This window comes from Halomonas sp. N3-2A (assembly GCF_002216165.1).
In the GTDB taxonomy this organism is placed as follows: Bacteria; Pseudomonadota; Gammaproteobacteria; order Pseudomonadales; family Halomonadaceae; genus Vreelandella.
Genome location: NZ_CP022286.1, coordinates 3,307,620 through 3,326,625, shown reverse-complemented (window position 1 = coordinate 3,326,625; position 19,006 = coordinate 3,307,620). Strand labels below are relative to the sequence as shown.

The following is a 19,006-nucleotide window of genomic DNA, read 5'->3' as shown; positions in this document are numbered from 1 at the left end:
TAACGTTGGCATTACTGCCAAAGCACCGGGCCCAAGGGCCCGGTGCGTTTTTTGGTTAAGGTAAAGATGACCCAATATTGGCACGCAGTTTTTTGCCATCAATGCAGCAACCCTCAGTGGTATTGATGGCAAAATGCTGGAATAGAAGCTGTAAGGAACGCTGTTATGTCAGCCCAAGTGATCATCGCAAAATGGAGTGAAGCTAACTATGAGTAACCTCAGTGCTGACAAACTAAAAAATAAGACTCCCTACGCAGCATGGGTATTGGCAGTCAGCTTTTTGTCATGGGGCGGGATTAACACGACGTGGGCGCAGATGAGTGCCTCGTCGATATTGGAGGGTGCCACTGATCAGCCAGCGCAAGAGGCTCGACAGCTAACCATGCAAGCGGCGGTTCAACAAGCGGTTAACTGGTACCCTTCTATTGCTGAAACATTGGGGCGCTTATATCAGCAAAATGAGCAGGTGGCGGTGGCGCGTTCAGGGGCGCTACCTCAGGTTAATGCGGGGTTATCATCAGAGTACAGAACATCCAGTAGCCAAACGGAAGAGGCGTTCAATATTACCGCCTCCCAGATGCTCTATGATTTTGGCAAAGTTGAAAATGAGGTAAAAGCAGAATTATTTGGAGTAGAGCGCGATCAGGCAAGAGTTCTGTTGGCAATTGATCAACTAGCGCTCGAGGTCGCTCAAGCAGTAATTGATATTCAGCGCTTTAAAACCTTGTTGGCGATTGCAGATGATCAAATTAACAATGTCACCGATATACAGGTGTTAGCGGAAAGACGCTCAGAGCTTGGCGCCAGCACACGGTCTGATGAGATGCAGGCGCAGTCAAGGGTGGAAGCGGCTAGAGCAACACGTGAGCAGTATCAGTCACGGCTGTCAACCAGTCGTAATAACTTAAGCAGGCTCATTGGGGCGCAAAGGCCGGTTAGCGTTACGGATACTCTTCCCGATGGCTTGTTACAAGTATGTAAGACGGTTTCTGATCAGTTTCATAATGTACCGGAAATTATGGTGGCCGATGCCCAGCGTGAAGAAGCACGCGCACAAATTGCTCGGCGTGAGGCAGATTTTTACCCAACTATCTCGGCAGAGGCAGGCTTTAATCAATTTATTAACCAGGTCGGCAACAATGATGATACCGATGTATCGCTGGGGTTGAATATCTCCAGTAGCCTGTATCAAGGCGGGGCCACCCGTGCTCAACGGCGATCCGCTGATTACGTACTGCAAGCGCTAGAAGCATCAAAAGATAATGTATTAATTGAGTTACAAAGACGCGTGCAAGATGCGCAGGAACAAGCACGTAGTGCGATGAGCCAAATTGATATTCTGAAAAAAAGAATAGAGGGCATGGCAGTCACTCAAGAACTATACCGCCAACAGTATTTATCACTGGGGACGCGTTCATTGCTTGACTTGTTGAATGCAGAAGAAGAGATACAGCAGGCAAGGATTAGTATGGAGAGTGCGCGTTACGATATGTATGCTGTTCAATTTGACTGCCTTTATGCATCTTCAGGGTTTCGTGATATGTTTGAAATAAGTGATGAAACTGTTCAAGGGATAAGCCTTTCGCCATAGTGATTGAATTTTTCTATAGTTTTTTGAGTATCCTCAGTGTGAATTTTGCGCGCTCAAGAGGCGCGCTTATTTGTACTTGTGTGCGTAATTGCTTATTGCGATTTAATTATAAAGTATAAGGTGCATAGATATGTCAGATGAAAGTCGAGGAGAGGCTGATGAGACGCAAAACGTCGACTTCGATCATTGGATAGAAGCGATGGCAATGGTCGCCCGCCACTATCGGTTAGATTACTCTGCTGAAAACGCTAAAATTCGTTCAGCTTGGAGTCATGGGGTGGCACTTTCAGATGCGTTTCGTGGTATTGCTCATCAATTGGGCATGACGTTGACGATTGAGTCTTACAATAAAAAATTAATGACGCCCTGGCGGTTGCCCATTGTTGTGCAGTTTGATAATGGCCAGTTCGCTGTTATTGAAACGATAAGCAGTCAGAAGGAAGTTGGGTTAGTTTACTGTGGTGATGAAGGAGTAAAAAGCAGGCTTGATCTTAGTGTTCTTGAGCAGCACGCTGTGGGGCTTTACATGGCTCGGCCAGCACGTTCGGTGCCTGATTCACGCGTCGATGAATATATAAAGCCTTATGATAAACACTGGTTAAGAAAAATTGTTCTTCGGGATTGGAAACCGTATGGACATATTATGTTGGCCGCTTTGCTTTCTAATATTCTTGCACTCGCTGGAATTGTATTTACGCGGCAAGTTTATGATCGTGTGATACCCGCCGAATCCTACTCAACACTTTATGTGCTATTTAGTGGCGTTGTAGTTGCACTGATCTTTGACTTTATTTTGAGAAGGGTGCGGGTTCGGGTAACAGACTTACTGGGTAAACGTGCTGATTTACGCATGTCTGATAAAGTGTATGGCCATGCGCTAAGAGTTAGAAACTCAGAAAGACCAACGTCAACGGGCACTTTTATATCGCAAATTCGCGAGTTGGAACGCGTTAGAGAGCTAATGACGTCAACGACGGTCACTGCGTTCTCAGATATGCCCTTTTTTATCCTTTTCTGTTTTGTTTTTTGGTATATCGCCGGCTCTTTAGTGTTAGTGCCAGTGGTGGCGGTTATGCTCATGTTGTTGCCCGCTATTTTGATACAGGGGAAGCTAAAGAAATTAGCCACTGAGTCAATGCGAGAGTCGTCGCTGCGTAATGCAATGTTAGTTGAGTCTATACAAGGTATGGATGATATTAAATCGCTGCAGGCTGAACCTAGGTTTCAAGGCCAGTGGAATCATTATACCTCCGAAGTTGCAGACTCAAGTCTTAGGCTAAGATACATTACCAACACATTAAGTGTCTGGAGCCAAACCATTATCACAGGGGTGTTTGCAACGGTTGTCCTGGTCGGGGCTCCAATGGTGATGTCTGGTGACCTAACAAGCGGTACGTTGATAGCGGCTTCTATTCTATCCTCCAGGATGTTGTCGCCAATGACAGGTTTGACGCAAGTGCTTAGCAAATGGCAACAAGCCAAGGTGGCTGCTGAAGGTCTTGATAAATTAATGCAGCGTTCGACGGATTATCCTGAAACAGAAAAAAGTGTTCATCGCCCAGTTATCAACGGTGATTATCTATTTAGTGATACGACGTTTAAATACAGTGCCGCCGCTAAAACGCCATCACTTAAGATTGAGCAGCTACAAATAAAACCGGGTGAGAAAGTGGCTGTTTTAGGACGCAATGGTGCGGGCAAGTCGACGCTGCTCCAGGCGTGTTCGGGTATGTTGGAGTCTTCGGACGGAGAAGTAACGCTGGATGGCATTCGTCTTTCACACATCGACCCTGCTGATGTTCGGCGCGACGTGGCTTTCCTTAGCCAGAACGCAAGGTTATTTCACGGCACCATCCGTGAAAATCTATTGATGGCTAAACCCTTGGCATCCGACCAGGACTTGATCGAGGTCTTGAAAATGTCAGGTGCTCAAGGTTTCATTCGCAAGCTTGCCGATGGGCTCGACCACGTTATTTTAGAAGGTGGCAGTGGCCTTTCCGGCGGGCAGAAACAGGCACTATTGTTAGCACGTTGCTTTCTTCGCCAGCCCACTGTTTTGCTGCTTGATGAGCCTACCGCGTCACTAGATGACAGTTCAGAGAAACATATCATTCAATCACTTGGTACATTCGCGACTAATAAAACGTTAGTGGTCTCCACGCATCGCATGGCGTTATTGAGCTTAGTGGAGCGAATTATCGTGGTTGATAACGGCCGTATTGTGATGGACGGTAAGAAAGCTGACGTACTCGCTAAACTTAAGCGTCAACCAGCGGCTGTTAAACGTGGTGTAAATTCGTCACAAACCCTGCACGGGAAAGGTGAGGAGGGAGCATCATGAGTCAGTCACACAATCGTAAAACAGATTCAAAAAACTTGCTTTTTCTTGATTTTGAACAAGATAAACAGCGCCAAAATCAACATGCCGATGATGCTAAAACGATCCGTTCGGTACGTATTATTTGGTGGATATTGGCTTGCTTCTTGAGCTTTGCTGTCTGGGCCTACTTCGCAGAGCTGGTCGAAGTGTCTTCCGGCGAGGGCAAGGTGATTCCCTCTTCACGCGAACAAATTGTGCAGTCGCTTGAGGGGGGGATAGTGACCCAGCTAAACGTGCGAGAAGGGGATATTGTTGAAGCTGGGCAAGTGCTTGCTCAGTTAGACCCAACCCAGTCTCAATCTAGCGTCGATGAAACAGCGGCCAGATACCGGGCGGCCTTAGCACGGGCAAGCAGACTGGAGGCAGAGGTAAATGAAGAGCCGCTGAGTTTTCCTGACGAACTCGGTGCTTACCCAGCTTTATTAGCCAGTGAACGGTTGTTGTATGCAACCAGAACAAGAGCATTAGAGAGTTCGCTTGCAGGTATTCGAGATACGTTAGCGATAGTGCGTGAGGAGTTAGGGTTAACAAGGTCGCTAGTTCAGGTAGGAGCAGCAAGTAATGTGGAAGTGCTCAGGCTACGTCGCCAGGAATCAGAGCTGGAACTCCAAGCCGCTGATGTCCGGTCAGAGTACTTTGTGTTGGCTAGGGAAGAGCTTGCTGAGGCTCATGCTGACGTTGAAGCTTTTTCTTCTGTGATTATGGGGCGCTCGGATACGCTTTCTCGGCTTACCATGCTTTCTCCAGTAAGGGGGGTGGTAAAAGATGTGGAGGTGACAACCACGGGCGGGGTGATTCCACCCAACGGCCGGTTAATGACCATTGTGCCTTTGGATGATCAGTTGCTGATCGAAGCACGTATCTCGCCACGAGATATCGCGTTTATTCATCCTGGGCAGACGGCTAACATTAAAATAACGGCTTATGACCATAGCACTTATGGTGGCATGGAAGGTGAAGTTGTGACGATTTCACCGGATACGGTACAGGATGAAGCCGACCCGAATATTTTTTACTACCGTGTATTTGTACGTACGGAAAAGGATTCGTTAGAAAATGATATAGGCACGAAGTTTGCCATTGTGCCCGGTATGGTGGCGACGGTGGATATACGCACGGGCAGTAAAACCGTCTTTGATTACTTGGTAAAACCACTGAATCGCGCACAAGATGCAATGCGAGAAAGGTAACGGGTAGTGCGTGTCGCGAGTAGTAAATAACTCAATAAGTGGTGGCAACTTTTGGACGGTTGCCGCCATTTTTTTCAATGTTTCACACATTATCTTTAGTAATAATTCAACGATAAGCTTCTTTGGCTGAGAGTTATTGGTGTCGATCTTCCTCCCTTCCCTCATTAACTGCTTACTTTTCTCCTTGCCTACCGGAACAGATCACTAGGGCTGGCACAGTAGATCGCTCAAGTAGCACTACTACTTCAATACGTCAATTTAGCACTACTCAAAAAGTGTAGGGGCATAAATGGCGCGTATTACTAATGTGATCTAATTTTAATGAGTTTAGTGATGAATGATAACGAAGGTTACATCGCCGGGTTCGAGTTGCTGGGATGCTCGACGCACGTGAGACGCTTCGCAAACAGGCCACTGTTACTGGTTTGAGCATTGATGGGGTGTGCTCTTCCAATCGTTTCGGTAGCTATGACGTATAAGGGAAAAGCTATGGACAAATACATTAAAAAAAGAGCTGTGCTATCGGTGGTTGGAGTTGTTTTCGCGGCAAGCAGTATCATCTGTTCTGTTCATGCAGAGGGGTTTCCAGATGTTGAAGCATCTCCCGCAGAGTTAGGTAAGTCGTTTCTACGAAACGGTACTTTTATACCTCTCGATAACTTACGGCAAGTAAATGCTGGTGAAGGCAGACTAACCCAGCAAAATGTAACAAGTCTGCTTGGCTCACCTAATGACCCGACAGTCGTTGGCCAGGAAGATAGCTGGGTATACAACGTTAACTTGCCCCTACACGGTGAAAGCTACCTTGTATGCCAATATCGGGTTTCATTTTCTCAGCAAGTACTTGTGTCTTCAGAATGGCGGCGGCCACAGTGTGATCGCTTATTCGCAGAACTTTCAACGCCAGCTCAACCTCAAGAAGTCAGCTTCTCAGCTGATTTTTTATTTGGGTTTGATAGCTATGCCATTTCTCCGCAAGGCCGATCAGAACTTCAGCGAGCCATTCAAAACGCCCAGACGAAGTTTCAAACTCCCACGGTCTTAGTGACTGGCCATACCGACCGAATTGGTTCGGCAGAATACAACTTGCGCCTTTCCGAACAGCGGGCAAAAGCGGTCGCTGATGCTTTAGTGGCAGGAGGAACCAATCCTCAGAATATTCGCTATACAGGCCTAGGGCAGAGTGAGCCTTTGGTGAGCTGTCAAAACATTGCAGGTGCTGCATTAAAAGAGTGCCTGGCGCCTAACCGCCGCGTCGAAATTTTATTACAAGAAAATAGTTGAAACTGAGATGGGCTTGCTTTCGCAAGTTTGCTAAATGCTTCTAATTAAAGGAGAGCCAAATCCAACAATAATCGGTTTTTGACTTTGATAGTTCTTTTCAGCCTTGGGAATCTTCAGGCCAGGATGCATCGGTGTTCTACAGGATGTTGGGGAAAGCGAATTCGTCAAGGTAACCCTTTGGAAGTGATACGAGAATAGGTGAAGCATGGACAATGCACTCATTGTTGCTACCCCTAAGTCGGGTGGCGATGCGGTTGAAATACCAAGAGGAAGTGTTGTTGATTTGCAGGAACCGAGCGTCGTTACGATTTCTGTAGGACCTGAAGAAACCGCCTCTTTTGATCGGTCGGGAATGGATCTTATTATCACCCTGAAGTCGGGGGAACAGATTGTCATTGCTGGCTTTTTTGATGTCCCGGAGGGGGAGCGGAGTGAGCTGCTTCTCGAAGACGCCGATGAAGTTATCTGGTGGGGGCAGTACGAGATACCTTGGTCTGGGTTTGCGTTCTCTGAAACCCTAGTGGCAGCAGGTGGACTAGCGCAAGATAGTAGCAACCCTTCCTGGGCAGCTGCCTTAGGAATGCTTGGCTTGGTTGGTATTGCTGCGGCTGCTTCCTCTTCGTCTTCTTCAGACAGCGACTCTGACGCTGACAGCGACTCTGATGCTGACGCTGACGCTGACGCTGATGCTGATGCTGATGCAGACGCAGACGCAGATGCAGATGCAGATGCAGATGCAGATGCAGATGCAGACGCAGACGCAGACGCAGACGCAGATGCAGATGCAGATGCAGATGCAGATGCAGATGCAGACGCAGACGCAGACGCAGACGCAGATGCAGATGCAGATGCAGATGCAGATGCTGACGCTGACACCGATGCAGACGCAGATTCAGATACGGACTCTGACTCAGATTCAGATGCGGACTCCGACGCCGATGCACCAGACGCACCGACCGTTGATAGCGTTACCAACACTTTTGATGAGAACGGCGATCCAGACGGCACCACGGTTAGCGGTACGGCAGAGCCAGGCAGTACGGTTGAAATCCGTGATGCCGACGGCAACGTTGTTGGGTCAGGTGAAGCTGGCGAAGACGGCAGCTACGCCATCACCACGGATGAGCCGCTGGCCGATGGTGAAGAGTACGACGTAGTTGCCATTGACGACATGGGTAATGTCTCTGAGCCGGCCATGGTGACGGGGGATACCACGGCACCAGACGCACCGACCATTGATAGCATTGCCAACACTTTTGATGAGAACGGCGAGCCAGACGGCACCATGGTTAGCGGTACGGCAGAGCCAGGCAGTACGGTTGAAATCCGTGATGCCGACGGCAACGTTGTTGGGGCGGGTGAAGCTGGCGAAGACGGTAGCTACGCCATCACCACAGATGAGCCGCTGGCCGACGGTGAAGAGTATGACGTAGTCGCCATTGACGACATGGGTAATGTCTCTGAGCCGGCCATGGTGACGGGGGATACCACGGCACCAGACGCACCGACTGTTGATAGCATTGCCAACACTTTTGATGAGAACGGCGATCCAGATGGCACCACGGTTAGCGGTACGGCAGAGCCAGGCAGTACGGTTGAAATCCGTGATGCCGACGGCAACGTTGTTGGGGCGGGTGAAGCTGGCGAAGACGGTAGCTACGCCATCACCACAGATGAGCCGCTGGCCGACGGTGAAGAGTATGACGTAGTCGCCATTGACGACATGGATAATGTCTCTGAGCCGGCCAAAGTGACGGGGGATACCACGGCACCAGACGCACCGACCGTTGATAGCGTTACCAACACTTTTGATGAGAACGGCGATCCAGATGGCACCACGGTTAGCGGTACGGCAGAGCCAGGCAGTACGGTTGAAATCCGTGATGCCGACGGCAACGTTGTTGGGTCAGGTGAAGCTGGCGAAGACGGTAACTACGCCATCACCACAGATGAGCCACTGGCCGATGGTGAAGAGTACGACGTAGTCGCCATTGACGATATGGGTAATGTCTCTGAGCCGACCACGGTAATCGGTGACTTTGGTGACGATGGTGATGCAGACGCAGATGCTGACACGGATGCCGATGCCGATGCCGATGCCGATGCGGACGCTGACGCCGATGCGGATGCGGATGCCGACGCCGATGCCGATGCCGACGCCGATGCCGATGCCGATGCCGATGCCGATGCCGATGCTGACACGGATGCCGATGCAGATGCAGACGCCGATGCTGACGCTGACGCTGACGCTGACGCTGACGCTGACGCGGATGCAGATGCAGATGCTGACACCGATGCAGATGCTGACGCCGATGCGGATGCGGATGCGGACGCCGATGCTGACGCGGATGCAGATGCAGATGCAGATGCAGATGCTGACGCCGATGCTGATGCGGATGCGGATGCAGATGCTGACGCCGATGCAGATGCTGACACGGATGCCGATGCAGATGCAGATGCAGATGCTGATGCTGACACGGACGCAGATGCAGACGCAGATGCAGACGCAGATGCAGACGCCGATGCCGATGCCGATGCCGATGCGGACGCAGATGCTGACACGGATGCCGATGCGGATGCTGACGCCGACGCAGATGCAGATGCAGATGCTGACGCAGATGCTGACGCAGATGCAGACGCAGACGCAGACGCCGATGCCGATGCCGATGCCGATGCCGATGCCGATGCCGATGCCGATGCCGACGCTGACGCCGACGCTGACGCTGACGCTGACGCTGACGCTGACGCGGATGCAGATGCTGACGCCGATGCGGATGCGGATGCGGACGCCGATGCAGATGCAGATGCAGATGCTGACACGGATGCCGACGCGGATGCGGACGCCGATGCAGATGCTGACACGGATGCCGACGCAGACGCAGACGCCGATGCTGACGCTGACGCTGACGCTGACGCTGACGCTGACGCTGATGCGGATGCGGATGCAGATGCTGACGCCGATGCAGATGCTGACACGGATGCCGACGCCGACGCCGACGCCGACGCCGACGCGGATGCCGATGCCGATGCCGATGCCGATGCTGACGCCGACTTCGAACTAGTTAATATCGATGTTGCTGCGAATCTGGAGCGTGAAATCAGCTATGAGCCGGAAGAAACACCGGCTACTGACAGCGATAGCCAGTTCGACTTGCTTGGTATCGGCCTTCTAGGTGGGCTCGCCAGCCTGGATATTGGCTCTGGTGACCATCCGCTGATCGAGTTCGGTCTAGATGAAAATACCAACGAGACCACGTTCAACGTCGATATCTCTGGAGCTCTGGAGGTCGGTGTACTGGACGACTATGTTCTGATCGTTGAAAGCTTTGAGAACGGGGAGTGGGGACGTGTCGAGGATGGTGAGAATAATCTCGACGAAGGTCTGCTTTCACTGAGTCTGCTTGGCTTGGGGGGTACTTCTGGGCAGGTGACTCTGGAAAATCTGGATGCGGGCGACTATCGCGCCACCCTGGTTCCCGACCCAAGCTTGATCAATGTTGGTGTGGCCATCACTCGTGAGCTTGACGTTACCGCTACCGACTTGCTGGAGATTGAGAACATCACTGTTGGTGGGGTTGCGGAAGGCAACTTTATTGATGAGGCCGCCAGCGGAGATACCGGCAACCTGGAAGTTCAGTCCATCGCCTTCAATGGTACTGAGTTCACGCCTGTGAGTGGTGAGATAGAAGTCGTTGGTGAATATGGCACTTTGGTCATAAATACCGACGGTTCATACACATACACACCGGATGCAGAGGCGGGCAGCGCAGGTGTGGACAGCTTCACAGTGAACGTCGTGGATACTGTGACTAACGAAGTGAAGTCCGCGAATATCAACGCTGAAGTGACTGTAGTTGATGTGCCTGACGAAGGGGACGCCGATGCCGATGCTGACGCTGACGCAGATGCTGACGCTGACGCAGATGCTGACGCAGATGCTGATGCTGATGCAGATGCCGACGCAGACGCTGATGCAGACGCAGACGCAGACGCAGACGCAGACGCAGACGCTGATGCAGACGCAGATGCCGACGCAGATGCCGATGCAGATGCAGATGCAGACGCCGACGTTGTAGCCTTCGATGATTTGGCTGCTGCCGGCGTTGGAATCGTCCCTGTCTCTGCGAGCCGTTCGGATTCTGGTACCGACACCGTGTTGGTGAACATCGGTCAGGTGACAAATACCTACGAGTTCGAAGTCCTTGAAGGATCACTGACCGATGTTAGCTTCACCGCCGATGTGGGCGGGCTGTTGGCAGTGCTGGATAACACCTTCGTTGACCTGGAGGTCTTCGAGGACGGTGATTGGGTATCACTGGAGGATTCGTCCAGCAGCGGCCTGCTTGATCTAGTTGGAATCTTCGGCGAGGACGCACAGGTTGAGGCGTCTGGTCTGGAGGCTGGTGACTATCGGGTGATCTACGGTGGCGGTAGTTTGTTAGGTGTTTCGACCAGTGTGGATTGGTCTGCGGAGTTCACTGACCATAGCCTGACGGACTTCGAAGGCGTTGCTGGTGATCCAATCACTGGTAACGTGATCACTGACCCGAGCTTCGTCGAAGGCGAGCAGGACCAATTGGGTGTCGATGACCTTGCGGCAGTACATATCCAGGTGGGTGGTGCGTTCGTCGAGGCAGGTGCTGGAACGGTGGTCGAAGGTGAGTATGGTACGTTGACCATTGATGCTGATGGCAACTACTCCTACGTACCCAATGTGGCTGTCGAGAGCATTGGCTTGGTTGAAACCTTCGCCTACCAGTTGGTACATCCTGACAGTTCTACCGATACGGCGAATCTGTATATCCGTATCGATAGTGAGGATGCCGACCTGATCTGGGACGATAACAGCCCGTCAGCTCCAGCGACAGTAATGATGGCGAACGACAACATCGATGCAGGGCAGGTCGATGTCGTTAACGTGGTGACTACCACTTCGCAAGAGGAGGCCATCGACTACAGCTGGCTCCTTGGAATCGGCGGTATTGTGCTTGGCCCAACAGAAGGCAGCACGGCGTTCTCGCTAGCTGAGGATACGCTCACCGATCTCACTATCAACATCGATGTAGGTAGCTTGGTGTCCCTGCTCGACTCCGTCGACTTCCAGCTCTACAAGCTGGAGGGGGATGGTAGCGAAACGCTGGTCATGGATATGGATCAAGCGAGCCTGCTCGATCTGATCGGTATTTTCCCAACCAGCCTGGAAATTCCCGTCGAAGGGCTTGATGCCGGCAATTACCGTCTGGATGTCTCCAACGGTAGTGCAGTAAGTCTCCCAGGTGGAGTCACGGTCGACTTGACCTACGAGACAACCGACCTGACTGAGTTCACTGCGGGCGAGGTGTTCGAAACCATTGGCAATGTCATCGTCGATGACAACCTGGGTTCTGAATACACCACGCTGAGCGTGATGAACGAGCTAGGTGAGTTCGTCATGCCGGGGCATGGCGGTATTGTCATTGAGGGTGAGTATGGTGTGTTGAGCATCATGTCCAACGGTGACTATAGCTATATACCGAATGCCGATATGGCGAACATCGGTGAAACGGAGGTCTTCACCTACCAGTTGACCCATCCGAACGGCACGACCGACGAAGCAACCTTGTCGATTGGTGTTGAGCAGTACGAGTCGCCAGAGGCGATGAGTACCTTCAGCCTTAGCGATATGGACTTTGGTGATGACACCGAAGAGCTGGTATTCCCTGAGTCTGAGGACAGCAAAGAAGAGGAGGAGCAAGTGTCGAGTGGTCCTGATGGCGTTGAGGAGGTGCCAATGGGCGACTTCTCCGAGCCGCAGAATCCGCTTGACGACGAGTTTGATCAGACTCTTATGGTCTGATGGGGATTCTAATATTGGTATTACTGCTAAAGCGCCGGGCCTTCGGGCCCGGTGTTGTTTTGAGGTTAAGTGAAATCATCCATGAGACGATAAGCTAATGTTCAACATTAGTTCGTTATGGGCTGAGTCGCTACGCGCTGTATTCGGCCATGATTAGGCAGTCTCGCTTTCCAACCAAGCAACGATTTTATGCATTCCTGTGCTGTTTGAGCCTTTTACGAGCACACCGTCGCCATCGTTGAAGGTATCTGCCAGCACTGTTTTTAACGCATCAATAGACGCCACGTGGGCACCTTGCTGCGTAGCAGGCAAACGCTCCCAGAATGTTCGGTAATGGGGCCCAACGACATACAGTGTGTCGATTTTAGTACGCTCGACAGCCTCTAAAAGTGCCGTGTGGTACTGCTCGGCTGATGGCCCCAAATCTTCCATATGCCCCAGAATGGCAACTCGTTGTCCTTCAACAGCGAGGTGTCCCAGTCGATCCAATGCTGCGGCCATTGAGCCTGGGTTGGCATTGTAGGCATCATTGATTAGTGTGAATTGGCGACCCTTAAAACGAATAAGTTTCTCCTCTCCACGGCCGGGTAATGGGCGGAATGTTTTTAAGCGTTCTAGTATTGATGCTAGCGGATAGTCTAGTGCCGTAATGACGGCTATTACTGCAAGGCTATTCAAGGCCATATGGTGGCCTGCTGCTCCAATTTCCACGCGTTCCTGTGGGCCACCGTAACGTGACAATGTGGCAACCTGCGTTACGTTGTCATAGCTAATCAGTCGTATGTCACTCTGCTCGTGTTCGCCAAACAATATGACGCGTTGCTCGTTCTTAATGGCGGCCGAGTAGACCATTTCAAACTCGAGCATATCTCGGTTGATGACAGCGATCCCACCCGGTGACATACCCTCGAAAATGGCGCTTTTGACGCGAGCAATATCAGCCACTGTGTGTGAGCTACCTATATGCGCCGGATGGACGTTTAGGAAAACAGCAACATGCGGCCGTGCCATTCTGGAACTGGTCGGCATTCTGCCGACTGCCATCTCTAGCACTAGGTGTGGCAAATCCCATCCTGCTGAAGACAGGTTCCAGGCAACGCCATGCGGTAAATTTGCATTGTGTGCACTGGCATAAACGTCACCTCGAGTTGCTAGAGCGTGTGCGAGCATGGCCACGGCCGTCGTTTTACCCGAGCTTCCAGTCACTCCGACAACAACACCGCTCATCTGATTTCGAGCATAGCGACCAAGGGCTAAGATTGCCTCCCCGATGTTGTCGACCTCAAGTATTGGGAGTTCGTTGCTTTCTAGCGCCAGCGTGGATGATGAGGATGAGCTCACCATGATACCTGCTGGTGTTGGTAAGGTGCTCACGCGACTTGGCAGAACGCCGACCTTCTCATCCTCGCCTCTCACAACCACAAGGTCGCCACCACAAACGCTCGGAGCGAAATACTTAACTCCCTTTGCGAACCAGTCGTGTGTAGGCCGTCGAAGCCAGCGCCCCCCTGTGGCTGCTTCTATGTGATGGGCATTCCAGGCGCGGTCGTTGACCACGGTAGAGGGGGCGCAGGGCGCTTTTAGATAGTGGGTCAAGAACGCAACATACCCCGACAAGTAGTGCTCCACATCATCGATACGTACACGGAAACTGTGGTGGCGAATAAAAAAGCTACCCATGATGCGCTGCGGGTTCTGAAAGTAGATAGCAAATTCTGGCCAGAAAAAACCATTGAGCAGGTAGTGTGCCCGTGCTTCTAATGCGCGGTAGAACTTCTTAAGATCAATTTGCTCCAGCAGGTGTTGATGCTGCTTGCTGGTTTCCAGGCGTGTAATCATTTTGTGAGCTGCCATCATCAATTCAAGCAGCGTTGGGAATGTCGTAATACGTCCCATCACAAAATTAAGATGCCCTGAAACGTTTTTGATACCAAATTGGTAGTAACGCTCTTCTGGTCGGTAAAGCGTTAACTCATTGACGCAGTAGCTAAGCCAGTGGTCATGGATTTTCCAGTGCTCTTTCTCGATGAAATACTCAAACGCCTTTTCAACCGTGTTCAACCAGCGCTCATCTTTAGTAAGGCCGTATAGGCGCATTAGGCCGAAAGCGGCCTCGCCATCGTAGTATATGATGCGAAACTCTTCTTTTATGCTGAGATCGTCGGCATTTAAAACGTGATTGAACTGGCCAGTGGCCTGGTGCTGCATGTGCTGTATGCCGAGCGCTAGCTGCTCCATAAGCGGCAAGTATTGCTGGTCATTAGTAAGCTCTGTGTACTTAACAAGGGCAAGCAAACACACCGCGTTGCCGCCGAGCTTTATTTCGTTGTTGCTGTCTTGTAAGTAAGCGAGGGTTTCTCCAGAAGGTAAGGTATATTGGCGAATTAATTGGCTCGTTAAGTGCTCCATAGAGCGGTCTATTGCAGACTTTAACTCGCTACTTTGAGTGACTTCCCATGCTTCAAGCATCGAGTACGTGGTACTGGTGTGGCGAAGCGTATTGTAGGCGTTGATTTCTCTGTCGAAGCAGGGGTGAATGCCATAAATAAAGCGGCCTTTAGCATCGACCTGCTCTGCCAGGAATTGGCTGGATTGCTGGATTAATGAGGTAACCTGAGCAGGGTCTAGCTGCTCGATAATTCGCCGCCCGGTATTGCGACCTTCTTGACCGCCGCTATAGCCGTGAAGCAGTTCATGCGGTTTGTCGGGTTGCACTAAAATGGCTTGGGTGGTGAACAGCAGGGCTTGATCTTGGAGGGCTGGTAATGAGAAGTGCTTACCGTAGCGCTTCACACCATAGCTGAGAAAATTTTTCTTGTTCAGTGCGGCTTTGGGCTGATTGCCACCCAGGTACAGCATAGCGTTTGCGTTGAGCTCTTGCTCAAGAAAGGCGTAGCGGAAGTTGGTATCTAGAGAGACGCCATAGCGGAAATAGTTGCGCTTTACGCTTTGCATCTCTTTTAGGCAGTCGGCCCATGGCATGACCCGCGTTCCGGTTACCCAGTCAATACGTAGCCAGCGTACCTTAGGCGACTCTTTAAATTTTCGTTGTTGCCAGTCGGCGAGCTTTTTCCACACCTCGGCTAGATGCTTACCTGAAAACTGCACCACGGTTGCTCGTTGCAAGCCATCCGTGAATGATAAAAATAGGGTAAGTGATTTGTTTACTGATAAATGGGCTTTCGACAGCTCTGCTTCCAGTGGCGCTTTTGCCTGCAAAATTAGCGCTGAGAGTTTTTTTGTGGGGTGCTGCTTGATCAGGCTGCGTACCTGAGGCTGTTTGGCCTTTGGTTGGGCACTACGTGCGGCGGTAGGCTTTTTCACTGTTGGTTGCTGGCGCATGCTGTGCTTCTCTTTGTTAACGTCGCGAAAACACATGGGTATGGTGCGTTAACGCTTTATGTTTGGCTTAAATATCACATTTTAATTAGTGCGTGTCATTAGCGCCGGAGAGCCGGAGAGTAGCAACCCATGCTTTTTCTGGGTTAATTAGAAGTTTTGCTAATCAGCTTTAAAAGAACTTGCCAAGCGTAGGGGTGGTCTGTATTATATGCATCCGTTCGAGGGGGTCGTTAGCTCAGTTGGTAGAGCAGTTGACTTTTAATCAATTGGTCGTAGGTTCGAATCCTACACGACCCACCATTCGAACCAGTTTATAGCGCCAAGTGGTCAACTAGGTGCGTAGCAAAATTTGGGTCGTTAGCTCAGTTGGTAGAGCAGTTGACTTTTAATCAATTGGTCGTAGGTTCGAATCCTACACGACCCACCAAATTTAACGCCCCTGGTAGCTTGCTGCCAGGGGCGTTTTGCTATTCGGTGATGAAGCGTCCTAACGCACACTTTATGCTTGCAGCGGGCAACGATTTAACACCACAATAGTCTTAGTTATAGCTACCAATGATGTCTCGGTAGCGCTGCCCGCACTAATGGCGGGCAGAGCGATGAGTCACCGCGAGAGACGCAGCGACTCGTCGCATCGAGTGCGGCGTTTGCGGAGTGCACACGCCGTGACCGGTGTTTAACAGGGGGATTCCCTGTTCGTCACAGTGGTAGACACGATGACTATTATGACTACTCAAGCTGAGCTTGACGCTCCGCTCCCCAGCCCGTACTGCCCCACCCGCATTCCTGCGGAAGATGAGGCGCGGGTAGCCGAAATCAAGCAGTTGCTAAAAGCACACAATGCGGTGCTCGTCGCCCATTACTACACCGATGATGCCATTCAACAGCTGGCTGAAGAGACCGGTGGCTGTGTTGCTGACTCCCTTGAAATGGCGCGCTTTGGTTCGCGGCACGATGCAACAACGCTGGTGGTTGCAGGTGTACGCTTCATGGGGGAAACAGCGAAAATTCTATCCCCAGAAAAACGCGTTTTAATGCCCACCCTGGAAGCGACCTGTTCGCTGGATATTGGTTGCCCCGCTGACGAGTTTAGCGCTTTTTGTGATGCGCATCCGGATCGTACCGTTGTGGTATACGCCAATACCTCTGCTGCTGTAAAAGCGCGCGCTGACTGGGTCGTCACCTCTTCGATTGCCGTCGACGTTATTGAGCACCTTCAAGCCAAAGGTGAAAAAATACTGTGGGCGCCGGATAAGCACTTAGGTGGCTATATCCAGAAAAAAACCGGTGCAGATATGCTGATGTGGGACGGTGCCTGTATCGTTCACGAAGAGTTCAAGGCAAAGGGGATTGAAGATCTTAAGCGTCTTTATCCTGAAGCCGCTGTACTGGTGCACCCTGAATCGCCCGATGCCGTGGTCAAATTGGCCGATGTGGCAGGTTCAACCTCTCAGTTGATCAAAGCCGCGCAAACGTTGCCCAATGACAAACTGATCGTTGCTACTGATCGCGGCATTTTCTTTAAAATGCAGCAGGCGGTGCCCGATAAAACACTATTTGAGGCGCCCACTGCAGGTAACGGTGCGACCTGTCGTAGCTGCGCACATTGCCCCTGGATGGCGATGAATGCTCTGGATAACTTGGCTGGTGCGTTGCGTGACGGTAGCGGTGAGATTTTTGTTGATGACACGCTGCGACTGCAGGCGTTAAAACCATTAGAGCGAATGCTGAACTTTAATGCCTAGCGTATAAACTCTCCATAGCAGCAAGGCGACAGCCCGAATGCGATAAGCATTCGGGCTGTTTTTTTGAAACGTCAAAACTTCTCTAGTGCCTCGCGATATTCAATGAACGCTTCCCTACGTTGTTCGATACGCGCCAGTGCCTGTTGATCATTCTCTTGCTGTGCGGCATCTTTGGCGATGCTCAACTGACGAATGCCGCGGTCAATTCTGCCCGTTAGCTGTAAGTGTTCTGCTCGCGCTAAGTGTCCCCAGCCGTCATAACCGCTTCGTCCGGCCGCTTCGGCAAGAAGATTGAACCCCTGAGGGGTTTCGGGGTGTTGAGCAGTAATATCGCGTAATAACTCATAAGCTGCTTGAGGATCGCGCTGGAGCTGGGCTTCGGCTAACACCAATTGAGCAGGTAAGTAGTTGGGCATGATGCGCAGCAGGCGCTGGCTACGCGTAATAGCCTCCTCATAGCGGTGTGCTTCTAGCGCAACGCTGGCGGCAGAAGCAGGTAGCATGCCGTAGTCAGGTAGCTCGCGGGCCAATTGGTCAATGGTTTGCAGTGCGTTGTCTGTTTGGCCATTGCGGGCTGCCATTAGCGCTGATAGGTAGCGTTGCGCTTGTTCTTCGCTATCCTCTTGAGCAAATCGTGACGCAGCTTGTTGCGGTGTGTTGTGGTAAATGCTCAAAAGTGCGCGGGCGCGCATCATGTCGTATAACGTGTCGCTGGTATAGGCGTCGGCAATATTTAGCTGTGATGCGCGTGCTTGAGCATCACTTAGTCGGCTATCGCTCACCGGGTGGGTAAGTAAAAACTCTGGTGGTGTGCCGCCCTGGAGCCGTGCCATCCGCTGCATGGCACTGAACATACGTACCATCGCATCTGGGTTGTATCCAGCACTTGCCATTGCCTGCAGGCCAACCCGGTCGGCTTCTTGCTCAAAGCGTCGTGAATAGGACAATTGGTCTTGAATGAGCGCCGCTTGGGAACCCATAGCAGCGGCCATGCCCGCATCGCCGCCACCGCTAGCGGCAATGAGCATGCCTGCCAGCATGGCGGCCATTGCAGGCAGCTGTGTTTGCTCCGCACGTGCACTGCCCCTGGCGTAGTGTCGTTGGGATAGGTGGCCCAGCTCGTGGGCGATAACCGACACAAAGGCTCCCTCATCTTCAGCAAAGGCGAATAGCCCTGAATTGATACCTATGACCCCGCCAGGGACTGCGAAAGCATTGAGAGAGCCGTTATCAACCATCACGGTCGTTGTGCGAAGGTTGCCAAGCTGGCTGTGGGGAGCAAGGCGTGCAACTAGACTATCTAGGTAGTCATTTACAATAGGGTCTTGCCACTGTGGTGCTTGGGCACGAAATTGACGAAGCCAAGCGCGCCCCAGGCGATACTCCTCGTTACTGACCGAGGTTGAAGCGCCGCCTAGGCTTGGGAGCTGATAATCATCGAAGCCGAGGCTAGGCGGGCTAACACTGGCGATGCTCAGAATGAACGCTAGCGCGTAGGCTCGGCGAGAAAGTGTGAATCGAAGGTGCAGCATGGCATCCTCATGGTGTTCCTGATATTCAAGTAATATACGCAGCAAACAGCGGTGTGACATTGATTCAGGCAGGTAAGTGCCGTTAAATCAAATTCTCAGCGACCGT

General features: G+C 51.5%; 8 protein-coding genes and 2 tRNA genes. 8 read left to right on the top strand and 2 right to left on the bottom strand.

What is annotated here, in order from left to right; all coding sequences use genetic code 11:
* Nucleotides 1–208: 208 nt before the first annotated feature.
* The 5 genes from CEK60_RS15430 to CEK60_RS22160 all read left to right on the top strand — a co-directional run bounded on the left by CEK60_RS15430 (nt 209) and on the right by CEK60_RS22160 (nt 12,281).
* Nucleotides 209–1,591, top strand: a complete 1,383-nt coding sequence (locus CEK60_RS15430; protein ID WP_232471392.1) for a TolC family outer membrane protein — start codon at nt 209–211, stop codon at nt 1,589–1,591.
* A gap of 130 nt (nt 1,592–1,721) precedes the next feature.
* Nucleotides 1,722–3,932: a type I secretion system permease/ATPase gene (locus CEK60_RS15425; RefSeq protein ID WP_089039777.1), complete on the top strand. Its 2,211-nt coding sequence runs from the start codon at nt 1,722–1,724 to the stop codon at nt 3,930–3,932.
* Nucleotides 3,929–5,161 (top strand): HlyD family efflux transporter periplasmic adaptor subunit, encoded by a 1,233-nt coding sequence (locus CEK60_RS15420; RefSeq protein ID WP_089039776.1) that lies wholly within the window; start codon nt 3,929–3,931, stop codon nt 5,159–5,161. Before CEK60_RS15425 ends, CEK60_RS15420 begins: the two co-directional genes overlap by 4 nt.
* Before the next feature lie 489 nt (nt 5,162–5,650).
* Nucleotides 5,651–6,445, top strand: a complete 795-nt coding sequence (locus tag CEK60_RS15415; RefSeq protein ID WP_157698046.1) for an OmpA family protein — start codon at nt 5,651–5,653, stop codon at nt 6,443–6,445.
* 205 nt (nt 6,446–6,650) lie between these two features.
* Nucleotides 6,651–12,281 (top strand): BapA/Bap/LapF family large adhesin, encoded by a 5,631-nt coding sequence (locus CEK60_RS22160; protein WP_157698045.1) that lies wholly within the window; start codon nt 6,651–6,653, stop codon nt 12,279–12,281.
* A gap of 153 nt (nt 12,282–12,434) precedes the next feature.
* On the opposite strand, the gene CEK60_RS15395 is transcribed toward CEK60_RS22160, so the two are convergent.
* Nucleotides 12,435–15,623, bottom strand: coding sequence for a UDP-N-acetylmuramoyl-tripeptide--D-alanyl-D-alanine ligase (locus tag CEK60_RS15395; protein WP_089039774.1), 3,189 nt, complete (start codon nt 15,621–15,623; stop codon nt 12,435–12,437).
* A 224-nt stretch (nt 15,624–15,847) separates the two neighbouring features.
* Between CEK60_RS15395 and CEK60_RS15390 the strand changes: the two genes are divergently transcribed.
* The 3 genes from CEK60_RS15390 to nadA all read left to right on the top strand — a co-directional run bounded on the left by CEK60_RS15390 (nt 15,848) and on the right by nadA (nt 17,368).
* A tRNA-Lys gene (locus CEK60_RS15390) sits at nt 15,848–15,923 on the top strand.
* A gap of 51 nt (nt 15,924–15,974) precedes the next feature.
* Nucleotides 15,975–16,050, top strand: a tRNA-Lys gene (locus CEK60_RS15385).
* Nucleotides 16,051–16,339: 289 nt separating this feature from the next.
* Nucleotides 16,340–17,368 (top strand): quinolinate synthase NadA, encoded by a 1,029-nt coding sequence (gene nadA, locus CEK60_RS15380; protein ID WP_089039773.1) that lies wholly within the window; start codon nt 16,340–16,342, stop codon nt 17,366–17,368.
* A gap of 71 nt (nt 17,369–17,439) precedes the next feature.
* Here nadA and CEK60_RS15375 read toward each other — a convergent pair whose 3' ends face one another.
* Nucleotides 17,440–18,900, bottom strand: a complete 1,461-nt coding sequence (locus CEK60_RS15375; RefSeq protein ID WP_089039772.1) for a M48 family metalloprotease — start codon at nt 18,898–18,900, stop codon at nt 17,440–17,442.
* Nucleotides 18,901–19,006: the final 106 nt, after the last annotated feature.

Coding starts and splice junctions, on each gene's coding strand:
- nadA (WP_089039773.1), top strand. CDS start 16,340: ATGACTATTATGACTACTCAAGCTGAGCTTGACGCTCCGCTCCCCAGC.
- CEK60_RS15415 (WP_157698046.1), top strand. CDS start 5,651: ATGGACAAATACATTAAAAAAAGAGCTGTGCTATCGGTGGTTGGAGTT.
- CEK60_RS15395 (WP_089039774.1), bottom strand. CDS start 15,623: ATGCGCCAGCAACCAACAGTGAAAAAGCCTACCGCCGCACGTAGTGCC.
- CEK60_RS22160 (WP_157698045.1), top strand. CDS start 6,651: ATGGACAATGCACTCATTGTTGCTACCCCTAAGTCGGGTGGCGATGCG.
- CEK60_RS15430 (WP_232471392.1), top strand. CDS start 209: ATGAGTAACCTCAGTGCTGACAAACTAAAAAATAAGACTCCCTACGCA.
- CEK60_RS15420 (WP_089039776.1), top strand. CDS start 3,929: ATGAGTCAGTCACACAATCGTAAAACAGATTCAAAAAACTTGCTTTTT.
- CEK60_RS15375 (WP_089039772.1), bottom strand. CDS start 18,900: ATGCTGCACCTTCGATTCACACTTTCTCGCCGAGCCTACGCGCTAGCG.
- CEK60_RS15425 (WP_089039777.1), top strand. CDS start 1,722: ATGTCAGATGAAAGTCGAGGAGAGGCTGATGAGACGCAAAACGTCGAC.